The sequence below is a fragment of the Corallococcus sp. CA047B genome, from assembly GCF_003612065.1.
Lineage (GTDB): Bacteria > Myxococcota > Myxococcia > Myxococcales > Myxococcaceae > Corallococcus > Corallococcus praedator.
Map to the genome: position 1 here is coordinate 1 of NZ_RAWD01000546.1, position 3,324 is coordinate 3,324.

A 3,324-nucleotide genomic window follows, 5' to 3' on the forward strand; every position below is an offset into this window, starting at 1 on the left:
GGGTGGGGGCGGTGGTGTCGGGCTGCTCGACGGCGGTGGTGCCATCAGCGGGCGGCGTGGCACGGGGCTTCACGCTTTCGCAGCCCACGCCCAGGACGAGCGCGGCGCACAGCAGGAAGGGCCGGGAGGAGAGACGGGACAGGGTACGTCGCATGCGTGGGCCTCGGGAGGGGCGTCACGGGATGCGCCCCCTCGCAGGCCGCTAGATACACCGGGGTCGGGGCACGGACCGTGAGGACCGTGTGTCCGCGTTCGGGAGCAACGTGTTGTAGCCGACGGTGCGGCTACCCCACGGTGATCTCCCGATAGAACACGTCACTGGGGCCCAGGCGGTTCACGGTGTCGACGAAGCGCTCGGAGACGATGATCCGGTTGGTCTCCTCCACGCCGAAGAAGTCGAGTCCCGGAGATACGGATTCGCGCAGGAGCCAGCGCTTCGGGGGCAGCATGAAGCCGTGGCGTCCGCAGAACGGGCAGGTGGGCTCCCGGTCGTAGATGCAGTCGGGATGCAGCTTCGCCAATGGGCGTGCTTCCAGTTCGTAGAGAGGAAGTTCTTTGGTGCGCCGGGTGCGCAGCTGCGCGCGGACCGGGATGATGCCTTGCAGGCCTTCACCCAGAAGCAGGTCGCGCGCATCCTCGCGCACGAGCACCTGCCACGAGGGCCACACGGTCACGGGACCGAAATGACCGCGCGCGGTTCCCACCAGGGGACCCAACCGGCATCCCGGCTCAAGCAGGAGTTCTGGTGGGACGAATGGGCGTATCAGGGCCAGGCGCCGTGCATATTCCTCGGCGGACTGCGGCCATATATCCGTCAAAGAATCATTCTCCGGCAGGCCGGACAGGTCGACCGATGGATAGGCCTGCATGACTCCCCAGGTCTCGCAGCGGGGGCACAGGACGCTCGGAAGACACCATCTGTGCTCCGCACGGTACTCCCCGCTCCACTGTCCCGAGTCGGGGTCGTGCAGCACGGCCGGTTCGAAGTAGCGCATCCGTCAGTCCTCTACCGGGGATGGCATGAGGTCCACCTGCTGCCAATACGTCATCGTAAAACCAAAGAGGCCATGTTTCTGGATCATCAGGAAGGCCTGATCGAAATGCTGGGTCTTGCTGGTTATCGCTCCAGGGCCGTCGATGTAGGCCTGCCATTCTCGGTTCCAGGGACCGCCGCTCTTCCCCCGGTGGATGCGCTTGTGGACGTCCACGTCCACGGCCAACACGTACTGGTGCACATCAATCTGCTTGTTGCGGAAGTGCTTCGTAAACGCCTGCGGGAAGATGTGGTGCCGCTCCTTGGGTCGCTTCGCCCACTCCTCCATCGCCCGTTCCCGCTGCACCTGACTGGGCAGCTTCTCGCGCGGATGGAGTCGGAACACCATGACGGGTCGCGCATCACGCGGGAGTTCCTGCACGGCGCCCCAGTAGCGCCGAGGCCCGCTCCCCGGCGCCACGAAGACCGGCGGCGCCGTCGCACCCCGCGTGCGCACGATGCGGCGTGGTTCCAGGTCCTCGCACCGGAACAGCGCGCAGGCTTCAGCCGTGCACAGGGTCGTGACGCACGGGTCCTCCCCGCTGTCCTCACATTCCCGTTCGGACTCAGCCTCCGCCCAGACACCCTCGGGTGAGAACGTCGCGACCGACGACGTGGAGGCACAGTCACACCACAGGACTACGAACAGCCAGGACAACCAGCGCATGAGTTGCCTCGGAAGGACCACGCGAGTGTGCAAGGGGGGCTCGTCGAATCGTCAAGGATGGGCTGATCCGAAGGGCATCCGTCAGGAGTGCATCCGGGATGATGGAAAGGGGCCGGTACAGGTTGGCCTCATCCCCGGCTGCTCCCGATGCCCCAGGGGGCTACCCCACCGTGATCTCCCGGTAGAACACGTCACTGGGACCCAGGCGGTTCACGGTGTCGACGAAGCGCTCGGAGACGACGATGCGGGTGGTCTCCTCCACGCCGAAGAGGTCGAGTCCGGCGGGCACGGATTCGCGCAGGAGCCAGCGCTTCGGGGGCAGTGAGAAGCTGTTGTCCCCGCAGTCTGGGCAGGTTGGGACGCGGTCGATGCAGTCGGGATGCAGCTTCGCCAGGGGACGCGCTTCCAGTTCGTAGAGCGCCTGTTCCTTGGTGCGACGGGTGCGCAGCTCCGCGCGGACCGGGATGATGCCTTGCAGGCCTTCGCCCAGAAGCAGGTCGCGTGCATCCTCTCGCACGAGCACCTGCCACGAGGGCAACGCGGTCACGGGACCGAAATGACCGCGCGCGGTGCCCACCAGCGGGCCCAAGCTGTACCCCGGCTCAAGAGGGAGTTCCGGTGGAACGAACGGACGCACCAACGCCATGCGGCGAGCTACCTCCTCGGGAGCCTGCGGCCACACACTGGCCAGGGAATCGTTCTCCGGCAGCTTGGACAGATCCACCGAGGGATACGCCTGCATCCCGCCTCTGGCACCACAGCGGGGACAGAGTTGGCTTGGCACATACCAACGGCGCTTGGCGCGGTACTCCCCGCTCCATTGTCCCGATTCAAGGTCTGCCAGCTCTTCCAGCTCGAAGTAGCGCAACCGTCAGTCCTCCACCGGGAGCGGCAGGAGGTCCATCTGCTGCCAGTAGGTCATCGTCAATCCAAAGAGACCGTACTTCTGAATCATCAGGGAGGCCTGATCGAAATGTGCTTCCTTCGATCTGGTGCCGTACAGCCGGACATAATTTCGCCAATCCTCATTCCACGGACCACCGTTGGCTCCTCGATGGATGCGTTTGTGGATGTCCACGTCCACGGCCAACACGTACTGGTGGATGTCGATCTTCTTTCTGTCGAAGTGGTCCTTGAACGCCTGCGGAAAGATGTGGTGCCGCTCCTTGGGCCGCTTCGCCCATTCCGCCATCGCCCGCTCCCGCTGCACCTGACTGGGCAGCTTCTCGCGAGGATGGAAGCGGAACACCATGACGGGCCGCGCGTCGCGCGGGAGTTCCTGCGCGCTACCCCAGTTGCGTTGAGGCCCGCTCCCCGGCGCGACCAACACCGGCGGTGCCGTCGCACCCCGCGTGCGCACGATGCGGCCCGGATCCAGGTCCTCGCACCGGAACAGCGCGCAAGCCTCGTCCGTGCACAGGGGCGTGACGCACCGGTCCTCACCGCTGTCCTCACATTCCCGTTCGTACCCGGCCTCCTGCCAGACACCCTCGGGTGAGAACGTCGCGACCGACGACGTGGAGGCACAGCCCCACCACAGACCCACCCACAGCCAGCACAGCCAGCGCATGACGCCCCCGGGAAGCACGGCCCGCGCACCATGACAGGGCTTCCACCCCCACTC

General features: G+C 65.9%; 4 protein-coding genes. All 4 read right to left on the reverse strand.

Annotation, left to right across the window (positions count from 1 at the left end; genetic code table 11):
- Positions 1 to 284: 284 nt before the first annotated feature.
- Positions 285 to 995 (reverse strand): double-CXXCG motif protein, encoded by a 711-nt coding sequence (locus D7X74_RS40710; protein WP_120538301.1) that lies wholly within the window; start codon positions 993 to 995, stop codon positions 285 to 287.
- 3 nt (positions 996 to 998) lie between these two features.
- On the reverse strand, positions 999 to 1,700 hold the full coding sequence (locus D7X74_RS40715; protein WP_120538302.1) for a TIGR02269 family lipoprotein: 702 nt from the start codon (positions 1,698 to 1,700) through the stop codon (positions 999 to 1,001).
- Positions 1,701 to 1,860: 160 nt separating this feature from the next.
- Positions 1,861 to 2,568, reverse strand: a complete 708-nt coding sequence (locus tag D7X74_RS40720; protein WP_120538303.1) for a double-CXXCG motif protein — start codon at positions 2,566 to 2,568, stop codon at positions 1,861 to 1,863.
- A 3-nt stretch (positions 2,569 to 2,571) separates the two neighbouring features.
- The coding region (locus tag D7X74_RS40725) for a TIGR02269 family lipoprotein (protein ID WP_233602470.1) at positions 2,572 to 3,324 on the reverse strand (753 nt) is incomplete at its 5' end.